Source organism: Xanthomonas sp. NCPPB 3174 (assembly GCF_056725205.1).
Genome location: NZ_CM161517.1, coordinates 2593383 through 2617352, shown reverse-complemented (window position 1 = coordinate 2617352; position 23970 = coordinate 2593383). Strand labels below are relative to the sequence as shown.

At 68.6% G+C, this 23970-nt stretch carries 17 protein-coding genes; 8 read left to right on the top strand and 9 right to left on the bottom strand.

The window, feature by feature from the left end:
- Nucleotides 1–32: 32 nt before the first annotated feature.
- The 4 genes from AC1PK7_RS11590 to AC1PK7_RS11575 all read right to left on the bottom strand — a co-directional run bounded on the left by AC1PK7_RS11590 (nt 33) and on the right by AC1PK7_RS11575 (nt 7348).
- Nucleotides 33–905: a crotonase/enoyl-CoA hydratase family protein gene (locus AC1PK7_RS11590; RefSeq protein WP_481098230.1), complete on the bottom strand. Its 873-nt coding sequence runs from the start codon at nt 903–905 to the stop codon at nt 33–35.
- Nucleotides 906–1054: 149 nt separating this feature from the next.
- Nucleotides 1055–2740 (bottom strand): fatty acyl-CoA ligase RpfB, encoded by a 1686-nt coding sequence (rpfB, locus tag AC1PK7_RS11585; RefSeq protein ID WP_019799933.1) that lies wholly within the window; start codon nt 2738–2740, stop codon nt 1055–1057.
- A 775-nt stretch (nt 2741–3515) separates the two neighbouring features.
- Nucleotides 3516–6275 (bottom strand): aconitate hydratase AcnA, encoded by a 2760-nt coding sequence (gene acnA, locus AC1PK7_RS11580; protein ID WP_481098229.1) that lies wholly within the window; start codon nt 6273–6275, stop codon nt 3516–3518.
- A gap of 170 nt (nt 6276–6445) precedes the next feature.
- Complete coding sequence (locus AC1PK7_RS11575) at nt 6446–7348, bottom strand: LysR family transcriptional regulator (RefSeq protein WP_010343328.1); 903 nt, start codon at nt 7346–7348, stop codon at nt 6446–6448.
- Nucleotides 7349–7452: 104 nt separating this feature from the next.
- On the opposite strand from AC1PK7_RS11575, the gene AC1PK7_RS11570 reads away from it, so the two are divergent.
- The 8 genes from AC1PK7_RS11570 to acnB all read left to right on the top strand — a co-directional run bounded on the left by AC1PK7_RS11570 (nt 7453) and on the right by acnB (nt 16311).
- Nucleotides 7453–8559, top strand: coding sequence for a 4-oxalomesaconate tautomerase (locus tag AC1PK7_RS11570; RefSeq protein ID WP_481098228.1), 1107 nt, complete (start codon nt 7453–7455; stop codon nt 8557–8559).
- An 84-nt stretch (nt 8560–8643) separates the two neighbouring features.
- Nucleotides 8644–9696, top strand: coding sequence for an ABC transporter substrate-binding protein (locus AC1PK7_RS11565; protein WP_481098227.1), 1053 nt, complete (start codon nt 8644–8646; stop codon nt 9694–9696).
- Between the two features lie 11 nt (nt 9697–9707).
- A complete protein-coding gene (locus AC1PK7_RS11560; RefSeq protein WP_481098226.1) occupies nt 9708–10541 on the top strand; it encodes an ABC transporter ATP-binding protein in 834 nt (277 codons plus the stop codon).
- On the top strand, nt 10525–11301 hold the full coding sequence (locus AC1PK7_RS11555; RefSeq protein WP_160946665.1) for an ABC transporter permease: 777 nt from the start codon (nt 10525–10527) through the stop codon (nt 11299–11301). The genes AC1PK7_RS11560 and AC1PK7_RS11555 overlap by 17 nt, the downstream gene beginning before the upstream one ends.
- A gap of 118 nt (nt 11302–11419) precedes the next feature.
- A complete protein-coding gene (locus AC1PK7_RS11550) occupies nt 11420–12847 on the top strand; it encodes an OprO/OprP family phosphate-selective porin (RefSeq protein ID WP_481098225.1) in 1428 nt (475 codons plus the stop codon).
- 158 nt (nt 12848–13005) lie between these two features.
- Nucleotides 13006–13269, top strand: coding sequence for an AbrB/MazE/SpoVT family DNA-binding domain-containing protein (locus tag AC1PK7_RS11545; protein ID WP_010343322.1), 264 nt, complete (start codon nt 13006–13008; stop codon nt 13267–13269).
- Nucleotides 13266–13673, top strand: a complete 408-nt coding sequence (locus AC1PK7_RS11540) for a type II toxin-antitoxin system VapC family toxin (protein ID WP_010343321.1) — start codon at nt 13266–13268, stop codon at nt 13671–13673. Before AC1PK7_RS11545 ends, AC1PK7_RS11540 begins: the two co-directional genes overlap by 4 nt.
- A 46-nt stretch (nt 13674–13719) precedes the next feature.
- Nucleotides 13720–16311, top strand: coding sequence for a bifunctional aconitate hydratase 2/2-methylisocitrate dehydratase (gene acnB, locus AC1PK7_RS11535; RefSeq protein ID WP_481098224.1), 2592 nt, complete (start codon nt 13720–13722; stop codon nt 16309–16311).
- 138 nt (nt 16312–16449) lie between these two features.
- Here acnB and AC1PK7_RS11530 read toward each other — a convergent pair whose 3' ends face one another.
- The 5 genes from AC1PK7_RS11530 to AC1PK7_RS11510 form a co-directional block, all read right to left on the bottom strand.
- Entirely contained in the window at nt 16450–19047 is a 2598-nt protein-coding gene (locus AC1PK7_RS11530; protein WP_481098223.1) for a sensor domain-containing protein, read from the bottom strand.
- A gap of 4 nt (nt 19048–19051) precedes the next feature.
- Complete coding sequence (locus AC1PK7_RS11525; protein WP_041500147.1) at nt 19052–20125, bottom strand: protein-glutamate methylesterase/protein-glutamine glutaminase; 1074 nt, start codon at nt 20123–20125, stop codon at nt 19052–19054.
- Nucleotides 20122–20724, bottom strand: a complete 603-nt coding sequence (gene cheD / locus AC1PK7_RS11520; protein ID WP_010343316.1) for a chemoreceptor glutamine deamidase CheD — start codon at nt 20722–20724, stop codon at nt 20122–20124. Before cheD ends, AC1PK7_RS11525 begins: the two co-directional genes overlap by 4 nt.
- Nucleotides 20721–21587 carry a CheR family methyltransferase gene (locus tag AC1PK7_RS11515; RefSeq protein ID WP_010343315.1) on the bottom strand — a complete coding sequence of 289 codons (867 nt, stop codon included), beginning with the start codon at nt 21585–21587 and terminating at the stop codon, nt 20721–20723. The genes cheD and AC1PK7_RS11515 overlap by 4 nt, the downstream gene beginning before the upstream one ends.
- Nucleotides 21588–21684: 97 nt before the next feature.
- Nucleotides 21685–23916: a methyl-accepting chemotaxis protein gene (locus AC1PK7_RS11510; RefSeq protein WP_481098222.1), complete on the bottom strand. Its 2232-nt coding sequence runs from the start codon at nt 23914–23916 to the stop codon at nt 21685–21687.
- Between the last annotated feature and the right edge of the window lie 54 nt (nt 23917–23970).

Here is a 23970-nt window from a genome sequence, read left to right as displayed (position 1 = left end):
CGGGTCATCCCTCGCTGCCGGCGGCATGCCGCTCAGGCGGCAACGACGCCGGATTGCGCGCGCCGGACCTGGGCCCGCACCAGCCGATCCATAGTCCGCAGCGACTTCTCGCCCAGGGCCAGCGCGGCGTCCACCCAGATTTCGGTCACCGTCAGCAATTCCTCGCGGCTGACCGGCTGCACCACGTTGCGCATCGCGTTCATCGCCAGATGCGCCAGCGGCGCCCGTCGTTGTTGTTGGATCAGGTCGCGCACCGCCTCCTTGCCCTGGCCCTTGGGGACCAGCACGTCGACGATGCCCATGGCGTGCATCTCCTGGCTGCTGAAGACGTGGCCTCCCAGGATGAGCTTCTCCGCGGCATGCGGCGCGATGCGACGGCTGAGGAACGAATACGCGCCCATGCCGGGAAACAGGCCGAACATGATTTCCGGCAGGCCCATGCCGACGTCCTCCTCGGCCACGATCAGATGGCACGACAGCGCCATCTCCAGGCCGCCTCCGAGCGCGTCGCCCTGCAGCAGGGCGATGGTGCGGAAATTGCCACCGAGTCCTGTATGGAAGCGGTGGACACCATCGATGCAGCTCGTCGCGTAGGCCATCAGGCCGGCACGATCGCGGCGGCGGATGTAATGGCCGAACAGTTCCAGGTCCCCGCCCAGGTTGAACGCGCTGCCATCGGATGCCAGCACCAGGCTGCCCAGCCGCGCCGAGGCCAGGGTGCCGGGCTGGCTGATCGCGGCGAGGTAGCCGTGCATCTCGCGCATCAAGGTGGGATGGAAGCAGGGCCGCTGCTTCGCGGCACCGCCTGCATGCATGTACAGCCAGTGGCTATCGTCGTCGCCGTCGGCATCGATGCGGATGCTGGAGTAGGCGCGGGTACGGGGCAGCGGGTCGATCGTGCTCATGGCGGGCTCTCGGAAAGACGCCCGCGGAGATGGCGTGGCGCAGCGGGCGAGTGCGTTTCCACCCGGCGGATGCTACACCCGGGTGCCGCGGCCGGAACTTGGCCCGCCAACGCCCGCACGGGCGCCGCGTGGGCGCCCGTCGGAGCCGTTTACTGAGGCGGCGGCGCGTCGCGCAGCTCGCGCCGCAGGATCTTGCCGACGTTGGTCTTGGGCAGCTCCTTGCGGAACTCGACGATGCGCGGATGCTTGTAGCCGGTGAGGTTGGCGCGGGCGTGGGCCTTGACCTCGTCGGCAGTCAGGTTGGGATCCTTCTTCACGATCACCACCTTGACCGCCTCGCCGGATTTCTCGTCCGGCACGCCGACCGCGGCCACTTCCAGCACGCCCGGCATCATCGCGATGACGTCCTCGACCTCGTTCGGATACACGTTGAAACCGGACACCAGGATCATGTCCTTCTTGCGGTCGACGATATAGAAGAAGCCCTGCGGATCCATCCGCGCCATGTCGCCGGTGTGCAGCCAGCCGTCGGCGTCGATGGCGCTGGCGGTTTCCTCCGGCCGGCGCCAGTAGCCCTTCATCACCTGCGGCCCGCGGATGCACAGCTCGCCGACCTCGCCATGGGCGAGGACGTTTCCCTGGTCGTCCTTGACGCAGGCGTCGGTGGAGGGGATCGGCAGGCCGATCGCGCCGTTGTATTCGGTCAGGGTCAGCGGGTTGATGCAGGCCGCCGGCGAGGTCTCGGTGAGGCCGTAGGCCTCGACCAGGGTGACCCCGGTGACCTGCTTCCAACGTTCGGCCACCGCGCGTTGCACCGCCATGCCGCCGCCCAGGGTGAACTTCAGCGAGGAGAAATCCACCTTGTCGAAGCCGGGGGTGTTGAGCAGGCCGTTGAACAAGGTGTTGACGCCGGTGAAGGCGGTGAAGCGGGTCTTCTGCAGTTCCTTGACGAAGCCGGGCATGTCGCGCGGATTGCTGATCAGGTGGTTGAGTCCGCCGAGCTTCATGAAGACCAGCCCGTTCGCGGTCAGCGCGAAGATGTGGTACAGCGGCAACGCGGTGATGATGACTTCCTTGCCTTCCTCCAGCTTGCCGGTCGCCGAGATCCACGCACCGGCCTGCAGCATGTTGGCGACCAGGTTGCGGTGGGTCAGCATGGCGCCCTTGGCCACGCCGGTGGTGCCGCCGGTGTACTGCAGGAAGGCGATGTCGTCCGGCGCGATGTCGATCGGCGGCAGCGTGTGCAGGCGGCCGAGGGTCAGCGCGTCGCGGAAGCGGATCGCGTTGGGGATGTCGTAGTCCGGGACCAGCTTCTTGACGTACTTCAGGACGAAGTTGACTAGCGGGCCTTTGGGGAAGCCCAGCATGTCGCCCAGGCCGGTGGTAATGACCTGCTTGACCGGGGTGTCGGCAAGCACGTCCTGCACGGTGGTGCCGAAGTTGTCGATCACCACCAGTGCGCTGGCACCGGAGTCGATGAGCTGGTGGCGCAGTTCGCGCGGGGTGTACAGCGGGTTGACGTTGACCACGGTCATGCCGGCCAGCAGCACGCCGAAGGTGGCGATGGGGTATTGCAGGCAGTTGGGCATCATCAGGGCGACGCGGTCGCCCTTCTTGAGCTGCAGTTCGCCCAGCAGGTAGCCGGCGAATTGCCGGGCCAGTTCGCCGGCCTCGCGGTAGGTCAGGGTCTTGCCGAAGTTGCTATAGGCGGGGCGGTCACCGAACTTGGCCACGGAGCTTTCGAAGACGGCGGCGACGGAGCGGTATTCCTCGACATCGATGTCGGCGCCAACGCCGGCCGGATAACTCTGCAACCACGGACGATCCAGACTCATATTCCCCCTCCAGGAAACGTGTTGATTGGCTCACAACGGACAGTATCCGCCAGAACCGGCAACGGCAGCATACCGTTCCGTAGGGAAAAGGCGAACAGGGGCGGGGTGGTGGTTGCGGGGAGTCGTTGATTTTCTTGGTGTTGTGCGCTGTACGCTGAGCGCTTGAAATGCTGCGGCGAGTGCTGGCGCCTTGGTGTGCTTGCCGGGCAATGCCAAGCAAAGGCTTTCGCCCTTTCGGGCGAGTTACTTTTCTTTGCTTGTGCAAAGAAAAGTAACCAAAAGAAAGCACACCCTGCCTACGCGCCCTCCGCGCTGCGCGCTCCGGGTCCGCGTCCATCCCGGGGATCCGCGGAAGGGGCATCCTGCCCCTGCCGCGGACGGCGCACATCCCTGTGCGCCGCCCCTTCGGGGTTTTTCCCCGGGCTGGCCGCCGCTTCGGAAGGGAACCCGGTAAATCAAGAGCAAGAGCCAAAGTCAAGCCAAGCAACAGCAACAGCAACAGCAACAGAGGTCGTGGCTGCGGATGAGTAACTGGGTATGACTATTTCGCTGCCGGCTGTGCTGCGCAATGCAATGGTCGCCACTTGGCCGCGCTTTCGCCGCCGGAAACCGGAAAGCGAGTTGGGCTGTGCTGTCAACGGCCGGAGCACGTACTGCAGCAGGCCGCCGTGGCGGGCGAGCCGGCGCGCTTGCGAACCATAGGTTCGCGCGCCGGCGCAGCGCCCCCGCGCAGGCGCGGGGGCCGGATTTCCGCTGCCGGAAAGCGCAGGGTCGGTCAGCGCGCGGCCAACTGACGCAGCACGTACTGCAGCAGGCCGCCGTGGCGGAAGTACTCCACTTCCTTCGGGGTCAGCAGCATCACCGCCACCTCGAAGGTCTGCGCACTGCCGTCGGCCTTCGTGGCGACGACCTTGGCGCGCTTGCTGGCGCCGTCCTGCAGGCCGGTGATCTCGAAGACTTCCGAGCCGTCCAGGCCCAGGCTCTGCGCGTTCTGGCCGTCGAGGAACTGCAGCGGCAGTACGCCCATGCCGACGAGATTGGAGCGGTGGATGCGCTCGAAGCTCTCGGCGATCACCGCCTTGACCCCGAGCAGGTTGGTGCCCTTGGCCGCCCAGTCGCGCGAGGAGCCGGTGCCGTATTCCTTGCCGCCGATCACCACCAGCGGCACGCCGTCGGCCTTGTACTTCATCGCCGCGTCGTAGATCGCCAGCTTTTCCGGCTGGCCGCCGCCGGGCGGGTGGTACAGGGTGTTGCCGCCTTCCTCGCCGCCGAACATCAGGTTCTTGATGCGGATGTTGGCGAAGGTGCCGCGAACCATCACGTCGTCGTTGCCGCGGCGGCTGCCGTAGCTGTTGAAGTCGGCCGGTTGCACGCCACGCTCCTGCAGGAAGCGGCCCGCCGGCGAGTCCTTCTTGATGTTGCCGGCCGGGGAAATATGGTCGGTGGTGATCGAATCGCCGAACAGGCCCAGCACGCGCGCGCCGTGCACGTCCTCGATGCGGCCGACCTGCATGGTCATGCCGTCGAAGTAGGGCGGGTTCTTGATGTAGGTGGAGGCGCCGTCCCAGGCGTACAGCTCGCCGTCGGGCGAGGCGATGGTGTTCCAGCGGCTGTCGCCCTTGAACACGTCGGCGTAGTTCTGCTTGAACATCTCCGGGCCGACCGTGGCGGCGATGGTGCCGCCGATCTCCTTGTTGCTCGGCCAGATGTCGCGCAGGTACACCGGCTGACCATCGCTGCCGGTGCCCAGCGGGTCGCGGGTCAGGTCGATGTCGGTGGTGCCGGCGATGGCGTAGGCGACCACCAGCGGCGGCGAGGCCAGGTAGTTCATCTTCACTTCCGGATGCACGCGGCCTTCGAAGTTGCGGTTGCCCGACAGCACCGAGGCCACCACCAAGTCGTCCTGGGCGATCGCCGCGGACACGTCTTCCGGCAGCGGGCCGGAGTTGCCGATGCAGGTGGTGCAGCCATAGCCGACCACGTAGAAGCCGAGCTGTTCCAGGTCGTCCATCACCCCGGCCTTCTTCAGGTAGTCGGTGACCACCAGCGAGCCCGGCCCGAGCGAGGTCTTGACCCACGGCTGCGCCTTCAGGCCCTTGGCCACGGCGTTGCGTGCGAGCAGGCCGGCGCCGAGCATCACCGCCGGGTTGGAGGTGTTGGTGCAGGAGGTGATCGCCGCGATCACCACCGCGCCGTCGCGCAGGCGCCAGCCGGCGCCGCTGGCCTCGGCCTCCTGCGCCTGCGCCGCCTGGGCCCCGACCGCGGTGCCGCCGCCGCCTTCGTTCTTGAGCCGGTCTTCCTGTTTCGCATCGCTGTGGCGCTTGCTGCGCGCGTCGGCGAACGGCACCAGGCTGTCGCGGAAGTTGCGCTGCATGTCTTCCAGCAGCACGCGGTCCTGTGGGCGCTTGGGGCCGGCCAGCGACGGCTTGACGTCGCCCATGTCCAGTTCCAGCGTCGCGCTGTAGCTGGCGTGCGCGCTGTCGGCGTCGTGCCACAGGCCCTGCGCCTTGGCGTAGGCCTCGACCAGCGCGATCTGCTCCTCGCTGCGTCCGGACAGGCGCAGGTAGGTCAGCGATTCGGCGTCGATCGGGAAGATGCCGCAGGTGGCGCCGTACTCCGGCGCCATGTTGCCGATGGTGGCGCGATCGGCCAGCGGCAGGTGCTGCAGGCCGTCGCCGAAGAATTCGACGAACTTGCCGACCACGCCGTGCTTGCGCAGCATCTGCGTCACCGTCAGCACCAGGTCGGTGGCCGTGGCGCCTTCGGGCAGCTTGCCGGTGAGCTTGAAGCCCACCACCTGCGGGATCAGCATCGAGGAGGGCTGGCCGAGCATCGCCGCTTCCGCCTCGATGCCGCCCACGCCCCAACCGAGCACGCCGATGCCGTTGATCATGGTGGTGTGGCTGTCGGTGCCGAACACGGTGTCCGGATAGGCCAGCGCCTCGCCGTCGCGTTCGCCGGTCATCACCACCCGCGCCAGGTGCTCCAGGTTGACCTGGTGCACGATGCCGGTGTTCGGCGGCACCACCTTGAAGTTGTCGAAGGCCTTCTGGCCCCAGCGCAGGAAGCCGTAGCGTTCCTTGTTGCGCTGGAACTCGATCTTGCCGTTGAGATCCAGCGCGTCGGGCTTGCCGAACACGTCCACCTGCACCGAGTGGTCGATCACCAGTTCCGACGGGATCAGCGGGTTGATCTGCTCCGGACGTCCGCCGAGCTTGACCACTGCATCGCGCATCGCCGCCAGGTCGACCACGCACGGCACGCCGGTGAAATCCTGCAGCACCACGCGCGCCGGCATGAACGCGATCTCGGTGTCCGGCTCGGCGGTCGGCTGCCATTGCGCCACCGCTTCGATGTGCTCCTTGCCGACGGTCGCGCCGCCGTCCTCGTGGCGCAGCAGATTCTCCAGCAGGATCTTCAGCGAGTAGGGCAGGCGCGAGATGTCGAAGCGCTCGCCGAGCTTGGGCAGGCTGAAGTAACCGTAGGTCTTGCCGCCGACGTGCAGTTGGCTGCGGGTGGAGAACGAGTCGTTCATGCGGGGGAACTCCTGATTGCGGGTGGCTTGCAGTGGCCCGCTGTGACGAGCCTGCTTGCGAGTGCCGGGCCGTTGCGTTGCCGGCATTGCGTCGCGTCGCGGCGCGGCCGGAAGGCGCGGCGGCCCAAGGCGTCGGGCCGAAGCTTACACGTTCAGATGTAGCGCCCGTGTCACGGCTTGCCGCGCCAGCGGCTCATCAGCATCTGCAGGAAACGTTCGGCGCTGGGCGAGAGCAGCGCGCTGCGCCGGCGCACGATGCCGATGGTGCGCGAGACCACCGGATTGCCGATCGGCCGCGTCACCAGGATCGGATGCTCGCCGTCGGGCGTGGCCATCTTCGGCAGCACCGACACGCCGATGCCGGCCTCGACCATGCCCAGCGAGGTGGACAGGTGGGTCACTTCGTAGTGCCAGCTGAGCTTCAGGTTCTCGCGCGCCAGTGCGCCGTCGAGCAGGGTGCGGTTGCCGCTGGTGCGGTGCACGGTGATCAACTGGTGCTGGGCCAGGTCGGCCCATTCGATCCGGCGTTTCTTCGCCAGCGGATGATCGCGGCGACAGGCCAGCACGAACGGGTCTTCGGCGAGCACGTCGAAATCCAGGTTGGGATCGTTGGCGCCCATGAAGTTGATGCCGAACTCGACCTCGCCGCGTTCCACCGCCTGCAGGCCCTCGGTGGCCGGGATGTCGAGAATGCGGAAGCGCACATGCGGATGCGCCTCGCGGAAGCGCGCCATGACGCTGGGCAGGAAGTAGAACGCGGCGGTCGGCAGGCAGGCGATGGTGACGGTGGCGCCGCGCGCATCGTCGTGGCCGCGCACCGAGAACAGCGAGCCGTCGAACTCCTCGATCATGCGTCGCACCAGCGGCAGCAGGTTCTCGCCGATGGCGGTGGTGGCGACGCTGCGGGTGGTGCGCTCCAGCAATGGCGACCCCACCGCCTGTTCCAGCTTCTGGATGCGCCGGCTCAGCGCCGGTTGCGACATGTGCAGCGCCTCGGCCGCGCGGTGGAAGCTGCGCGTCTCGGCCACCAGCAGGAACGCGCGCAGGTCGAGGATTTCGCAATTAATGCTCATATGTAATTAATCATCGAAAAATTAGCAATTCACAGATTAATTGGGGTCATGCCAGTATCGAATCAGACGAAGGCATTCATCTTCATGGCGCATCAATCTACACCATGTCCAACGATCTGCTCGGCATTCCCTGCGTGCTCATGCGCGGCGGCACCTCCAAGGGGCCGTTCTTCTTCGCGCCGGACCTGCCGGCCGATCCGGCCCGGCGCGACCGCCTGCTGCTGGAGGTGATGGGCGCCGGCCATCCGCTGCAGATCGACGGCATCGGCGGCGGCAACGCGCTGACCAGCAAGGTCGCCATCGTCGACCGCTCCAGCCGCGCCGACGCGGACGTGGACTATCTGTTCGCGCAGGTGCGGGTCGAGCAGCAGGTGGTGGACACCTCGCCCAACTGCGGCAACATGCTGGCGGCGGTGGCGCCGTACGCGATCGAGCGCGGCCTGGTGCAGGCGCAGCATCCACGCACCCAGGTGCGCATCCACAACGTCAACACCGGCAAGCTGATCGTGGCCACGGTGGAAACCCCGCATGGCCGGGTGGTGTACCGTGGCGAGACGCGCATCGCCGGGGCGCCCGGCGCGGCCGCGCCGATCTGGCTGTCGTTTCTGGATGCGGCCGGCGCGCGCACCGGCAAGCTGTTGCCCAGCGGGCAGGCGCAGGACACCATCGACGGCGTCGCGACGAGTCTGGTGGATTGCGCCATGCCGATGATGTTGCTGCGCGCCGCCGATCTCGGCGTGCGCGGCGATGCCTCGCCTGCCGAGCTGAATGCCGATTCCGCGCTGCTGGCGCGGCTGGAGGCGCTGCGCATCGAGGCGGGCGCGCGCATGGGCATCGCCGACGCCGGCAACAAGGTGATTCCCAAGCCGGTGCTGCTGTCGGCGCCGCAGCACGGTGGCGACCTGCAGGTGCGCTATTTCATGCCGCAGCAATGCCACACCGCGCTGGCCATCACCGGCGCGGTCGGCATCGCCACCGCGGCGGCCACGCCGGGTACCCTGGCCAATGCCTTCGTCGGCGATGCGGCGCTGCCGCGCCACGTCGTCCTGGAACATCCGAGCGGCGCCCTGGAGGTGGGATTGAGCCGCACCGCGGCCGATGCGCCGATCGTCGCCAGCGTGGTGCGCACCGCCCGCCGGCTGTTCGAAGGGCGGGTCTTCGCGACTTCGCCCGTGTCCACCGAGGCCCGCCAATGGATCTCCGCGGCATGACATGACCCGAACCGGCCGGGCGCCTGCATGCACGCACGGCGTCCGCGACCGACAACGCACACGCTTCAATCCTGGGAGGGATCGATGTTGTCCAGAACGTTCTTCACCGCGGCGCTCGCCGCGGCCGGCCTGCTGCTTCTCACCGCCTGCGGCAAGGGCGGCGGCGATGCGGCGAGCGCCGACGCCACGCCCGTGCGCATCAGCGTCGGGTCCTACAATCTCAACAACCTGCCGTTCTTCATCGCCGACGCCAACGGCTACTTCGACCAGGTCGGGGTCAAGGTCAAGACCGAGAACTTCGCCCAGGGCGGCTCCAAGGTGCTGCAGGCCTTGGTGGCCAACTCCACCGACGTGGCGGTGGGTTTCTACGACCACACCATCCAGATGCAGTCCAAGCGCAAGGACGTGGTCGCCTTCGTGCTGCTCTCGCGCAATTCCGGGCTGGTGCTGGCCGGGCGCAACGACACCGCCTTCGATCCGGCCAAACCGCAGACCATCCGGGGCCTGAAGGTCGGCATCACCGCGCCGGGTTCCTCGTCCGACTTCTTCGTGCGCCATTACCTCTCGCGCAACGGCATCGCCGAGAGCGCGGTGTCGTTGATCGGCGTGGGCTCCGGTGCGGCCGCGGTGGCGGCGCTGGAGCAGGGCAAGATCGACCTGCTGGTCAACTACGACCCGGCGGCGACCCTGATCAGCGAGCGCAAGATCGGCAGGATCCTGATCGACGCGCGCAGCGATGCCGGCGCACGCCAGGTGTATGGCGGGCTGTACCCGACCTCGGTGCTGTACGCCAACCGCAGCTTCCTGGAAAAGCGGCCGCAGGATGCCGAGAAGATCGTGCGCGCCGAGCAGATGGCGCTGCGCTTCATCGCCGACCACTCCGCCGAGGAGATCGTCGCGGCCTTGCCCGATGCCTATGTCTCCGGCGACCGCGCCACCTATGCGCGTGCGGTGGAGAACGCCCGTGCGATCTTCACCCGCGACGGACGCTTCGTCGCCGCCGACCTGGAAACGCCCTTGACCGTGCTGCGCGAATTCAACAAGGACGTGGCGCGCGCGGACATCGATCTGACCAGGACCTACACCAACGCCTTCGTGGATCGCGCCAGCGGTGCGGCGAAGGCGGCCCAACCGTGAGCGGAGGAACCATGGCACGCAACGCTACCGTGCAGCGCCTCAACGGCGCGCCGCACCTCGACCCGGCGCAGACGATGGTCGCGATCAACAACGTCACCATGTCCTTCGGCGATTTCACCGCCGTGCGCGACGTGGACATCCAGGTCGCCGATGGCGAATTCCTCGCCATCGTCGGCCCCACCGGCTGCGGCAAGAGCACCATCCTCAACGCGGTGGCCGGCCTGCTGTCGCCGTCCGCCGGCCAGGTCGTCATCGACGGCCGCCCGGTCGCCGGTGTGCAGGAGGCGGTCGGCTATCTGTTCCAGCAGGACGCGCTGCTGCCGTGGAAGACCGCCTTCCAGAACGTGGAGCTGGGCCTGCGCTTCCGCGGCGTGGCCGACGCCGAGCGCAAGCAGCGCGCCAATGCCTGGCTGGCCAAGGTCGGCCTGGCCGGGTTCGAGCATCGCTATCCGCACCAACTCTCCGGCGGCCAGCGCAAGCGCGTGCAGATGGCGCAGGCGCTGATCGTGGAGCCGAAGGTGATCCTGATGGACGAGCCGTTCTCGGCGCTGGACATCCACACCCGCCACCTGATGCAGAACGAACTGCTGCGGCTGTGGCAGGAGCAACGCCGCTCGGTGATCCTGATCACCCACGACCTGGAGGAGGCGATCGCGCTGGGCGACCGCGTGGTGGTGTTGTCCTCCGGCCCCGCCAGCCGCGTGGTGCGCAGTTTCGACGTGGACCTGCCGCGCCCTCGCAACGTCGCCGAGATCAAGCTCGACACGCGTTTCACCGACCTGTACCGCGACATCTGGGCCTGCCTGCGCGGCGAAGTGGAGAAGAGCTATGCACGCCAAGACTGACAAACTCATCCAGCTCGCGCTGGTCGTGGCCGTGTTCGGCGGCTGGGAGGGCGGCATCGCCCTGGGCCTGATCGACCCGTTCTTCTTCCCGGCGCCGACGGCGATCGTGCAGCAGGCCTGGACCTGGCTGTCCGATACGGGGTTCTACCAGCACGTCTACATCACCCTGACCGAGACCGCGCTCGGCTACGTCATCGGCACCGCACTGGGCGTGGCCGGCGGCGTATGGCTGGGCCTGAGCCGGCGCTCGGCGCGGATCCTGGATCCCTTCATCAAGGGCTTCAACGCGATCCCGCGCGTGGTGCTGGCGCCGATCTTCGTGCTGTGGCTGGGCCTGGGCCTGTGGTCCAAGGTGGCGTTGGCGGTGACCCTGGTGTTCTTCACCACGTTCTTCAACGCCATGCAGGGCGTGCGCGAGGTCAATCCGGTGGTGCTGGCCAATGCGCGCATCCTCGGTGCCAATCGCCGCGACCTGCTGCGCCACGTGTACTTCCCCGCGGCGGCGAGCTGGATCCTGTCGTCGTTGCGGACCTCGGTGGGCTTTGCCGTGGTCGGCGCGATCATCGGCGAATACCTGGGCGCCTCCGCCGGCCTGGGCTACCTGATCGCGCAGGCCGAGGGCAACTTCAATGCCGTGGGCGTGTTCGCCGGCATCATCATCCTGGCCGCCTTCGTGCTGCTCATCGATGCGCTGCTGGACGTGATCGAGAACCGCCTGATCACCTGGCGCCCCAACGCGCAGAACCAGGCCACCAGCTGACCGCGGCCGCGCGCCGCCGGCCCGCCGGTGGCGCGCCTGTCGCGCGCATCGCATCCCCCCGCACCATCGCAACGGGCCAGCGCCAGGCCAGGCGCTGGCTGGCCGGAGAGACCCATCCATGCATCCCCATCCCGTGCTGCCTCGCGCAGCGCTGACGCTCGCGCTCGGCCTGCTGCTGGGCAACGCTGCCGCGCAGACCGTTTCCACTGCACCCACAGCACTGAGCCAGGCCGAACTGACCGCATTGGTGCGGCAACAGGCGCAGCAGATCCAGCAACTGCAGGCGCGGCTCGACGCGCTGCAGGCCCCGGCCGCGCCGGCGGCGTCGACTCCGGCTCCATCTGCGCCGGCACTGGAAGGCCGCATCGCCGCGCTCGAATCGGCGCAGGCCAAGGCGCCGAAGGTGTCGTGGTCGAAGGGCGCGCCGGAATTCGCCAGCGCCGACGGCAACGTGGCGTTCCGTCCGCGCGGCCGCCTGTTCGTCGATGCCTCCAGCACCGACGGTTCCGCTGCCAGCCAGCGCAACCTGTCCGGCACCGAGATCCGCTCGGTGCGGCTCGGCGCCGAAGGCCGCTACGGCCAGCTCGGCTGGGTGGTGGAGGGCGACTTCGCCGACAACGCGGTGGCCTGGAAATCGGTGTACGCCAGCGTCGACCATCGCCTGTTCGGCCTGCCGGCCGAGCTGAGCGTGGGCAATCGCCTGAACGATCGCGGCATCGACGGCGCCAGCAGCACCTCCAACACCCCGTTCCAGGACCGCAACGTGGTCGGCACGCTGATCCTGCCGCAACGCGGCCTGTTCGGCGTCGGCCTGACCGAACGCATCTACGGGCGCGACTGGCACGCCAGCCTGTCGGTGGCGGGCAACGACCTCAACAATGCCGGCGACGACAACGACAGCCTGACCTGGGCGGCGCGCGCGCACTGGAATCCGCTGGTCGGCAAGGCCGCGACCGTGCACGTGGGTGCCTGGGCCTTCCACGAGGAGATTGCCGCCGGCGCCAGCGGCGTGCTGCGCAGTTCGGCGATCGCCGGGCACTTCAACGACCAGGTCAAGATCGCGCCGGGAACGCTGCTGGGCGCGCAGCGCAGCGACGCCTACGGTGCGGAACTGGCCGGCGTCTTCGGCCCGGCCTGGGCCAGCGCCGAATGGGGCACGCGCAACCTGCGCGGGCGCGGCGCGGCCGGCGGCTACGATCTCGACCACCAGGCCTGGGCGGTATCGGCCGGCTGGTTCCTGTCCGGCGCGCTGCCTGCGTATGCCGCCAAGACCGGCACCTGGGGCCGGGTCAAGGTCGTCGACCCGGTCACCGCCGGCGGCGCCGGCGCCTGGGAGCTGAAGCTGCGCTACGAGGACGTGGACTACGCCGAACTGCCGAGCGGCGGCCGCGGCAGCGCCTGGACGCTGGGGACCAACTGGTACCTCAACGACGTCAGCCGGCTGATGCTCGACGTGATCCGCTGGCAGAGCGACAACCGCAGCGGCACGGTGCAGGGCCGGGATCAGGGCACCACCTTCAATACCCGCCTGCAGGTGGCGTTCTGAGTGGCTGAGCGAGGGCAGGGCGGCCGGCGCGAGGTCGTTCCGCACCGGCGGTACGGCGCCCGCCAGCTGACCGGGCGCTGTGCCGTGCCACGTCCGTCGCTGGCGGTATGACCGCTTGGGTATGTATAATTCGTGCATACCGAACCGGGGCTACACCGATGGAAGCCACTGTCGCCGAACGCGGTCAGATCACCCTTCCCAAGGCCGTGCGCGATGCGCTCGGCCTGAGCAAGGGCACCATCCTGAAAGTGGAGCTGGACGGCGGTCGGATCATCCTGCGCAAGAGCGTGGACGATGCCATCTCGCGCGCCCGCGGCCGCTTCAAGCTCGACGGCTTCGCCAGCACCGACGAGGCGATGCGCGCGATCCGCGGCCGCGCCCCGGGCGATCCGTTCGAGCCCGAACCCGACGCCGGCGCATGATCGCCATCGACTCGTCCGTGCTGGTGGATCTGCTGGCCGACGGCCCCCAGGCCGACGCCGCCGAAGCCTGCCTGCGCCAGTGCCTGAGCACCGGCCCGGTGGTGGTCTGCGACATCGTCCTGGCCGAAGTCTGCAGCGCGCTGCGCGACGGCGCCGAGGCCTTGTCGGTGCTGGAGGACATGAGCATCCGCTTCAGCGCGCTGGAGGCCAAGTCGGCCTTGCGCGCCGGCGAGATGCAGCGCCGCTTCCGCGCCCGCGGCGGCAAGCGCGAGCGGGTGGTGGCCGATTTCCTGATCGGGGCGCATGCGCTGCTGCAATGCGATGGCCTGATCACCCGCGACGACGGTTTTTTCCGCGATTACTTCAAGGGCCTGAAGATCATCGTGCCCAAGCCCGCCGGCTGACGCCGCGCAACCGCTCATCCCCACCGTTTTTTTCCGGAGAACCCGCATGTTGGAAGCCTACCGCCACCACGTTGCAGAGCGCGCCGCGCTCGGAATCCCGCCGCTGCCGCTGAGCGCGCAGCAGACCGCGCAGGTCATCGAACTGCTGAAGAATCCGCCGGCCGGCGAAGAGCAGTTCCTGGTCGAACTGCTGAGCCACCGCGTACCGGCCGGCGTCGACGACGCCGCCAAGGTCAAGGCCTCGTACCTGGCCGCGGTCGCCTTCGGCAGCGAGAAGACTCCGCTGATCTCGCCCACCCGCGCCACCGAACTGCTGGGCACCATGCTCGGCGGCTACAACATCCATCCGCTGGTCGAGCTGCTGGACAACCCGGAACTGGGCGCGGTCGCCGCCGAGGGTCTCAAGCACACCTTGCTGATCTTCGACGCCTTCCACGACGTGCAGGAAAAGGCCGAGGCCGGCAACGCGCACGCCAAGGCGGTGCTGCAGAGCTGGGCCGAGGCCGAGTGGTTCACCAGCAAGCCGGAAGTGCCGCAGAGCCTGACCATCACCGTGTTCAAGGTGCCGGGCGAGACCAACACCGACGACCTGTCGCCGGCGCCGGACGCCACCACCCGCCCGGACATCCCGCTGCACGCGCTGGCGATGCTGAAGAACAAGCGCGACGGTGCGCCGTTCGAGCCGGAAGAGGACGGCAAGCGCGGCCCGATCCAGGCCATCGCCGACCTCAAGGCCAAGGGCCACCTGGTCGCCTACGTCGGCGACGTGGTCGGCACCGGTTCCTCGCGCAAGTCGGCGACCAACTCGGTGCTGTGGTGGACCGGCGAGGACATCCCCTACATCCCCAACAAGCGCTTCGGCGGCGTGTGCCTGGGTTCGAAGATCGCGCCGATCTTCTACAACACCATGGAAGACGCCGGCGCCTTGCCGATCGAGCTGGACGTGTCGCAGATGGAACACGGCGATGTGGTCGAGCTGCGTCCGTACGAAGGCAAGGCGCTGAAGAACGGGCAGGTGATCGCCGAGTTCGCGATGAAGTCCGACGTGCTGTTCGACGAAGTGCGCGCCGGCGGCCGCATCCCGCTGATCGTCGGCCGCGGCCTCACCGCCAAGGCGCGCGAGTTCCTGGGCCTGCCGGCCTCGACCCTGTTCCGCCTGCCGATGGACCCGCCCGATACCGGCAAGGGCTTCTCGCTGGCGCAGAAGATGGTCGGCCGCGCCTGCGGGCTGCCGGAAGGCCAGGGCATGCGCCCGGGCACCTACTGCGAGCCGAAGATGACCTCGGTGGGCTCGCAGGACACCACCGGCCCGATGACCCGCGACGAGCTGAAGGACCTGGCCTGCCTGGGCTTCTCCGCCGACCTGGTGATGCAGTCGTTCTGCCACACCGCGGCGTACCCGAAGCCGGTGGACGTCAAGACCCACCACACCCTGCCGGAGTTCATCTCCACCCGCGGCGGCGTGTCGCTGCGTCCGGGCGACGGCGTGATCCACAGCTGGCTCAACCGCATGCTGCTGCCCGACACCGTCGGCACCGGCGGCGACTCGCACACCCGCTTCCCGATCGGCATCTCGTTCCCGGCCGGTTCCGGCCTGGTGGCCTTCGCCGCCGCCACCGGCGTCATGCCGCTGGACATGCCCGAGAGCGTGCTGGTGCGCTTCAAGGGGCAGATGCAGCCGGGCGTGACCCTGCGCGATCTGGTCAACGCGATCCCGCTGTACGCGATCAAGCAGGGCCTGCTGACCGTGGCCAAGCAGGGCAAGAAGAACATCTTCTCCGGCCGCATCCTGGAGATCGAAGGCCTGCCGGAACTGAAGGTGGAGCAGGCGTTCGAACTGTCCGACGCCTCCGCCGAGCGGTCGGCCGCCGGCTGCACGGTGCGCCTGAACAAGGAGCCGATCGTCGAGTACCTGACCAGCAACATCACCCTGCTGAAGTGGATGATCGCCGAAGGCTATGCCGACGCGCGTTCGCTGGCGCGGCGGATCAAGAAGATGGAGGAGTGGCTGGCCGATCCGCAGCTGCTCGAGCCCGATGCCGACGCCGAGTACGCGGCGGTGATCGAGATCGACCTGGCCGACATCCACGAGCCGATCGTGGCCTGCCCGAACGACCCGGACGACGTGAAGACCCTGTCCGACGTGGCCGGCGCGGCGATCGACGAAGTGTTCATCGGCTCGTGCATGACCAACATCGGCCATTTCCGTGCCGCGGCCAAGCTGCTGGAAGGCAAGCGCGACATCCCGACCCGCCTGTGGGTCGCGCCGCCGACCAAGATGGACGCCTCGGAGCTGACCAAGGAAGGCCACTACGGCACCTTCGGCGCCGCCGGTGCGCGCATGGAAATGCCGGGCTGCTCGCTGTGCATGGGCAACCAGGCGCAGGCGCGCGAGGGCGCCACGGTGTTCTCGACCTCCACCCGCAACTTCCCCAACCGCCTGGGCCGCAACACCAACGTGTACCTGGGCTCGGCGGAACTGGCGGCGATCTGCTCACGCCTTGGCCGGATCCCGACCAAGGAGGAGTACATGGCCGACGTGGGCGTGATCAAGACCAGCGGCGAGCAGATCTATCGCTACATGAACTTCGATCAGATCCAGGACTACCAGGACGTGGCCGCCACGGTCGCGGCCTGATCGCCCCGGCGATGCGCTGACGCGAGGTGTGCCGCGCATGCGGCACCGTCGCAACGAAGAAGCCCGGCAGTGCCGGGCTTTTTTGTGAGTGTTGACAGCGTTGCGATGCGCGACAGATTGGCCGCGCTGAGGCTACGCTCACGCCAGCGGCGCGGGCGCACGCCCGTGCAGCCAGTGTTCCAGCGCCGCGGCCGGCAGCGCCGGCGCGAACAGGAAGCCCTGCAGCACGCGGCAGCCCAGCCGCGCCAGGAACGCGCGCTGCGCTTCGGTTTCCACGCCCTCGGCAACGGTATGCAAGCCCAGGGTCTCGCCGATGCGCAGCACCGAGGTGGTCAGGGTCCGCGAGGTCTGGCAGTGCTCCAAGTCGCTGACGAAGCTCATGTCCAGCTTCAGTTCGTTGACCGGCAACTGGTGCAGATGGCTGAGGCTGGAGTAGCCGGTGCCGAAGTCGTCCAGCGACAGCAGCACGCCGCTGGCCTGCAGCTGGCGCAGGTTGGCCAGCACCGCGTTGGTGTTGGAGAGCATGACGCTCTCGGTCATCTCCAGGGCCAGGTCGGCCGGTTGCAGGCCGGACGCGGCGAGCAGACCCTCCACCCGCGCCGGCAGCTGCGGATCGGCGAAATTGTTGGCCGACAGGTTCACCGCCACGCGCGGTACCGGGACGCCGCGCAGGCGCCAGTCGGCCATCTGCCGGCAGGCCTCGCGCAGCACCCAGTGGCCGAGTTCGTCGATCAGGCCGCATTCCTCGGCCATCGGCACGAACCGCGCCGGCGAGATCGCACCGAGGTTGGGATGCTCCCAGCGCAGCAGCGCTTCCACGCCGTACAGGGCATGCGGCGCCTGGCTGTCCAGCTGCGGCTGGTAGTGCAGTTGCAGCTTGTCGCGATGCAGGGCCTCGCGCAGCGCGGTCTCCATCGCCACGCGTTCCTGCGCCATGCGGTTCATGTCGGAACTGAAGTAGCGCACGCTGTGACCGCCCTCGTGCTTGGCCCGGAACATGGCCAGGTCGGCATGGCGCAGCAGGGTCTCGATGTCGGTGCCGTCCTCGGGGAACATCGCCACGCCGATGCTGGCGCTGGGGTGCAGGGTCATCTGGCCCACCACCACCGGTTCGGCCAGCGCCAGCAGCAGGCGCTCGGCGACGCCGGCGGCGTGCTCGGCGCTGCAGTGCGGCAGCATCAGCACGAATTCGTCGCCGGCCTGGCGGCCGACCAGGTCGGTCACGCCCAGGGTGTCGCAGATGCGCCGGGCGATGTCGCGCAGCAGGCCGTCGCCGGCGGCATGCCCCTGGGTTTCGTTGACGCGCTTGAAGCGGTCGATGTCCACGAACAGGATCGCCACCGGCATGCCCTGGTGCTCGGCGGCGGCCAGCGCCTGCTCGGCACGGGCGCTGAACATCACCCGGTTGGGCAGGCCGGTGAGCGAATCGTAGAAGGCGAGTTGGTGGACGCGCGCCCTGGTCTGCTCGCGTTCCAGCGCCAGCGCGCACAGGTGCACGCACAGTTCGATCAGGCGCAGGTGCCAGGCCAGCGGCTCGCGCACCTGCCGGTAGCACAGCGCGAAGCTGCCGAGAACGCGGCCGCTGCTGGACTTGATCGGCGTGGCCACGCAGGTGCCCAACTGCACGTGGTCCACCAGCCCCAGGTAGTCGGCGAACAGCGGGTCGGTACGCGGGTCGAGCACCAGCACCTGCTTGCTGCGCCAGATCGAGGTGGCGAGCGCGCCGGCACGCGGTCCCGCGCGCATGCTGGTCATGGTCTCGCCGAACCGCACCGGCATGCTCGGTGCCGCCAGAGGCTGCAGGCAGCCGCTGCCGTCGACGCTGACGACCGCGGCCATCAGTTCTGGCGCGATACGCTCGACCTCCTTGCAGATCAGCGTGGCGACCTCGACCAGCGGCTGTTCGCGGACCAGCGCCTCCAGCACGTTCTTGTGCAGCACCTCATGCATCTTGCTCTGGGTGATGTCGGTGAACGAGAGGATGTAGTGCTGCTGGCTGCCGTCCTCGCCAGCGATGGGGGTGGCGACCAGGGTGGCCCACAGCGGGGTGCCGTCCTTGCGGTAGGCCAGGATGTCGGTCTGGTGGCCGAAACCGGCGCGCACGCGCTCGCGGGTGTGCTGCACGGTCTGCATGTCGGTACCGGGGCCGGCCAGCACGTTGCTCGGCAGGTGCCCCAACACTTCGCTCTCGGCATAGCCGAACACCTGGCTGAAGCCGGCGTTGACGTAGAGGATGTTCAACTCCGGATCGCAGACGACGATGGCGGCGTCGCTGGAATCCAGCGCCAGCGACAGCAGCCGCATCCTGGCATCGCGGGCGCGCTGGGCGCTGATGTCGCGGACGAACAGCACCTGCAGCTGGCTGTAGTTCTGCGGGGCCCGCGCTGCGCTCACCGCCAGCCAGCGCGCCGCGCCCTCATAGTCGTGCGTCAGCAGTTCGTAGCTGCCGCTGCCGCTGTCGTGCAGGCAATGCGCGAGGAAGTCGTCGCGCACCTCGGCATCGGCCAGCTCGCCCAGCGGACGCCCCAGCACCTGCGCGCGGGGACGGTTCCACAGCGCTTCGGCGGTGTGGTTGAAGGCGACCACGCGCCCCTGCGGATCGACGATCAGCACGCCTTCGGGCGCGTATTGCAGGCACAGCAGCAGATCCAGTTCGGATCGGGCCGATGCGACCCGCGCCGCTTCCACGCTGGCGTCGTTGGGCGCGCTCGACGTGACGAGGCGGCGGCCCGGCATGGTCTCAGCGGGCCTGCACGGACAGCGCGATCAGCCGCTCGGCGATCTTGTCCAGCGGCAACACTTCCTGCGCCGCGCCCATGCGGAAGGCGGTGCCGGGCATGCCCCAGACCACGCTGGTGGCCTCGTCCTGGACCAGGGTGCTGGCCCCGGCCTGCAGCATTTCCAGCAGGCCGCGGGCGCCGTCGTCGCCCATGCCGGTCAGGATCGCGCCGATCGCATTGGCGCCGGCATTGCGCGCCACCGACTGGAACAGCACGTCCACCGCCGGCTTGTGCCGGTTGACCGGCGGGCCGTCGTCGATCTTGCAGCGCCAGCGCGCGCCGTCGCGGATCACCTGCAGGTGCTTGCCGCCCGGCGGCAGGTAGGCGTGGCCGGGCAGGATCGCTTCGCCCTCGGTGGCCTCGCGCACGGCCATCGCCGAGTGCCGGTTGAGGCGGTCGGCGAAGGCGGTGCTGAAGCCGGCCGGCAGGTGCTGGGTCATCACCACCGCCGGGGCGTCGGCCGGCATGCCTTCCAGCACCACGCGCAGCGCCTCGGTGCCGCCGGCGGACGCGCCGATGGCGATCAGCCGGTCGGTGGTGCGGAACTTCAGCGAGGACACCGCGGCGGGCGTGGCGGTGGCGCCGGCCGGTTTCGGCGCGGCCGGCCGGTCCAGCGCGCGGACCTTGGCCTTGGCCGCGTTCTTGACCTTGGTGACGATCTCTTCGGCGTAGCCCTCCAGCCCGCGGGCCACGTCGAGCTTGGGCTTGGAGACGAAGTCGACCGCGCCCAGCGACAGCGCCTGGAGCGTGGTGTCGGCGCCGCGCTCGGTGAGCGAGGAGATCATCACCACCGGCGTGGGCCGCAGCCGCATCAGGTTTTCCAGGAACGCCAGGCCGTCCATGCGCGGCATTTCCACGTCCAGGGTGATCACGTCCGGGTTCAGGCGCTTGATCTTCTCGCGCGCCAGCAGCGGGTCGGCGGCCGAGCCGACCACTTCGATGCCGGGGGCGCCGGACAGGATCTCGGTGAGGATCTGCCGCACGACCGCGGAGTCGTCGACGATCAGCACGCGGCAAGGGGCTTCCAGGCTCATTCGAACAACTCCACGGCGCCGGTGACGGGGGCTTTGGTGAGACGGGCGCGCACCGCCGACTCGGCCGCGGCGATTTCGGCCTCCTCGTGCGCATGCGGCAGGCGCTGCACGACCACGCGGCCGGTGCCGGGGAAGAACCAGATCTTGCGCGGATGGATGCCGCGCAGGTCCTCGGCCACCACCGGGATCTGCTCGGCCTTCAGATAGTTCAGCACGAAGTCGGCATTGCGCGTGCCGACTGGGTTGTTGGTGAACCCCTTGAGCACGTTGCCGCCGCCGAACACCTTGGCTTCCAGGCGGTTGCGGGCGGCGCCGCGCTTGAGCAGGTCGTTGATCAGCACTTCCATCGCATAGCTGCCGTAGCGCGCCGGCGCGCCGTCGCCGCTCTGGCCGTCGGGCAGCATGAAGTGGTTCATGCCGCCGATCTTCAGCAGCGGGTCGCGGATGCAGGCGGCCACGCACGACCCCAGGATCGTGGTCAGCGCGGTGTCGTCGTCCACCACCAGGTACTGGGTCGGCAGCAGCTTGGCCGCCGTCGTCTGGAAGCGCGTATCGTGATAGCGCATCACCTGGTCTACGGCCATGGCGGCGGGGCTCATGCGCGATCCTTTTGCGCCCGGCGGTACAGCGTGCGGCCGCAGGGCTGGATCAGGTCGGCCGCATGCAGATAGTTTTCCGAATGGCCGGTGTAGAGCATGCCATCCTCGTCCAGGTGCGGAATCAGCCGCGACAGGATGCCGCGCTGGGTCGGCTTGTCGAAGTAGATCATCACGTTGCGGCAGAACAGCGCCAGGTACGGACCGGCCACGTCGTAGCGCGGCTCCAGCAGGTTGAGCTGGCGGAACTCGAGCAGGTCGCGCAGCGCCGGCAGCACCCGGCACTGGCCTTCGTTGGCGCCGCTGCCGCGCTGGAAATACTTGCGCTTGAGGGCGGGGTCGAGGCTGGCGACGCGCTCCAGCGCGTACACGCCGCGCGAGGCGGTGGCCAGCACCTGGGTATCGACGTCGGTGGCCAGGATCCGCACCGGCGGGGTCAGCGTGCCGAACGCCTCGCAGGCGGTGATCGCCAGCGAGTAGGGCTCCTCGCCGGTGGACGAGGCGCAGGACCAGATCTTCAGCGGCGCGGCGCCGGAATGCTTCTGCAGCTCCTCGCGCAGCCGTTCGAAATGGTGCGGCTCGCGGAAGAACGAGGTCAGGTTGGTGGTCAGGGCGTTGGTGAACGCCTCCCATTCGTCGCCGCCGTCGCGCTCCAGCCAGTCCAGGTAGTCGCGGAACGAGCGCAGGCCCAGCACGCGCAGGCGCCGCGACAGCCGGCCGTACACCATGTCGCGCTTGGCCGGGGCCAGGGCGATGCCGGCCTTCTGGTAGATGAGGTCGCAGACCCGCTTGAAATCGCGGTCGCTGAAGTCGAAGTCGCGATTGTCGGAACCGGAGGAGGGCGAAGCGGGAGTCTGGATGGCCATGGTGCGCAGCGATGGTCGGTCAATCGGGTTATCGGCCGGGCGCGGCCGAAATTGACAGCCGGCGGTCAGGGACGGCCGCCGGCGGTGGCTTGCCTGCTCAGAACTCCTGCCACTGCGCCTCGCTGGTCGCGACCGCTGCGATGGCCGGCCGCGGCCGCGCCGTCGCCCGGGTTCCGGCACGAACGGGGGCGGGGGTGCTCGGCGCGGTCGGCGCATTGGCGGCGACGCCGTGGTAGGTGTCCAGCTTGAAGGCGGCGATGGCCGCGCCCAACTGGCCGGCCTGGTCCTCCATCGAGCGCGCCGCGGCGGTGGCTTCCTCGACCAGCGCGGCGTTCTGCTGGGTGCTCTCGTCCATCTGCACCACGGTCTGGTTGACCTGCTCGATGCCGGCCGACTGCTCCTGCGAGGCGGCGGCTATCTCGCTCATGATGTCGGTGACGCGCTGCACCGAGGTCACGATCTCCTGCATGGTGCGGCCGGCCTGGTCGACCAGGGCCGAGCCTTCGGCGACGCGGCCGACCGACTCGTCGATCAGGCCCTTGATCTCCTTGGCGGCGTTGGCCGAACGCTGCGCCAGCGTCCGCACCTCGGTGGCGACCACGGCGAAGCCGCGGCCCTGTTCGCCGGCACGGGCGGCTTCCACCGCCGCGTTGAGCGCCAGGATGTTGGTCTGGAAGGCGATGCCGTCGATGACGCCGATGATGTCGGCGATCTTCTTCGACGAGGCCTCGATCCCGTTCATGGTGGTGACGACCTGGCCGACCACGTCGCCGCCCTGCGAGGCGACTGCGGCCGCGCCGGCGGCGAGCTGGTTGGCCTGGCGCGCGTACTCGGCGTTCTGCTTCACGGTGGAGGTCAGTTCCTCCATCGAGGCGGCGGTGCGCTCCAGGCTGGCAGCCTGCTGCTCGGTACGGCGCGACAGGTCGCCGTTGCCGCTGGCGATCTCGGTGGAGGCGACATTGATGTTGGCGGCGGCGGCCTGGATGCGGCCGACGATGGCCGCCAACTGCGCGGCGGTGGCGTTGGCGTCGTCGCGCATGCGTCCGAACACGCCGTGGTACTCGCCATGCATGCGCGCGGTGAGGTCGCCGGCGGCGATCGCCTGCAGCAGCGTCGACAGCTCGCCCAGGTTGCGGTCGCTGACGTCCATCATCGCGTTGAGATCCTGCACCATCGTGCGGAAGCCGTACTGGAACCGCTCGGGGTCGCCGCGCGTGCCGAACGCACCGGCCGCCGCCGCCTCCGCCAGCTGCTTGATCTGCTCGCTCATCGCGGTCAGGTTCTGCTTGGCCATGTCCATGGTCTCGGTGAGCACGGCCTTTTCGCCGGGCAGGCGGTCCATGTCCTCGGACAGGTCGCCGATCGCATAGCGCTTGATGATGTCCAGCAGGCGCATCTTCACCGCGATGTGCGAGGCCACCAGGTCGTTGGTGCCCTTGACCATCTGCCCGTATTCGCCCGGGAACGCGTTCTCGTCCATGCGGTAGCTGATGGTGCCGTACGCGTGCTGGCGTGCCATCTCTTCCTGCGCGCGGATCACCGTGTGGATGCGCGAGCGCATGATCAGCATGTCGTCCATCAGCTCGCCGATCTCGTCCTTGCCGTGCGGGTAGGTGGCGCCCTCCAGTTCACCGCGCGCCACCGCCTGCGACAGGCGCTTGGCCGCGTGCAGCTGGCGCGCCATGCCGCGTGCGATCAGCCAGGCGGTGACGCCGGCGAACAGCACGGCCAGCCCCAGCAGCGTCAGGATCAGCGTCTTGGTGTTGGACAACTGGCTGTCGGCACGGTCCATTTCCCGATTCAGTTCGGCGACGTTGTACTCGGTCAGCGCCACGATGCGTTCGAACAGGGTCCGGCGCAGCGCCCGCGACCGGGTGTCGGAGATCGTTTGCGCGCCGGCCACGTCGCCGGCGCGCAGTGCGGCGCCCATCTCGGTGTTGGCCTGCAGGTAGGCCTTCAGGGTTTCCTGCACGCCGGCGTACATCTGCACCTGCTTGGCATCGCGCATCATCGTCGCGATGACCTGCTGGTTCTTCGCCACCTCGGTGCGCACCTTCTGCATGCGCTTGAAGTAGTCGGCCTGGGCCTTGGGGTCGTCCGCGCGCGCCAATTGCGCCAGTTCGTAGGTGCGGAATTCGCCGAGCTGGGCGCGTACCTCGGCCATGGCCTGGGTCGCCGGTACCCAGTCGTGCTGGATGCGCCTGAACTCGGCGATCGAGAGATTGGTGCGCGAGTAGGTGAGGGCCCCCAGCACCAAGGTCAGCAGCGTGGTCACGGCGAAGGCGACGATCAGCTTGTCGCGGATTTTCAGGTGCGCGAGGACGTTCATGGGCATTCCATGTGCAGCAGCGGATTGAAAAGGACGGGCAACCGGTGGGTCAGC